Source organism: Nocardiopsis sp. KDC1DS13DA1 (assembly GCF_055632325.1).
Window position 1 is genome coordinate 1 of record NZ_JBVMUY010000044.1, and the last position, 473, is coordinate 473.

1 protein-coding gene is annotated in these 473 nt (G+C 67.7%); it reads right to left on the reverse strand.

What is annotated here, in order from left to right; translation table 11 throughout:
* Positions 1 to 473 (reverse strand): Hsp70 family protein (locus ACTVAJ_RS26170; protein WP_470390936.1); only part of this gene is annotated, 473 nt, incomplete at both ends.

A 473-nucleotide genomic window follows, 5' to 3' on the forward strand; every position in this document is an offset into this window, starting at 1 on the left:
GTGGCCTCGCCCTCCTTCTCCAGGTGGTAGGCGAGGGCGGCCGAGGTCGGCTCGTTGATGATGCGCAGCACGTTCAGGCCCGCGATCGTGCCGGCCTCCTTGGTGGCCTGGCGCTGGGAGTCGCTGAAGTACGCCGGGACGGTGATGACCGCGTCGGTGACGTCCTCACCGAGGTAGGCCTCGGCGTCGCGCTTGAGCTTCTGCAGGATGAAGGCGCTGATCTGCTGCGGGTTGAAGGTCTTGTCGTCGATCTTCACCGACCAGTCGGTGCCGATGTGGCGCTTGACCGAGCGGATGGTGCGGTCGACGTTGGTGACCGCCTGGCGCTTGGCCACCTCGCCGACGAGCACCTCACCGTTCTTGGCGAAGGCGACGACGGAGGGGGTGGTGCGGGAGCCCTCGGCGTTGGCGATGACCGTGGGTTCGCCGCCCTCCAGGACCGCGACGCACGAGTTCGTCGTACCGAGGTCGAT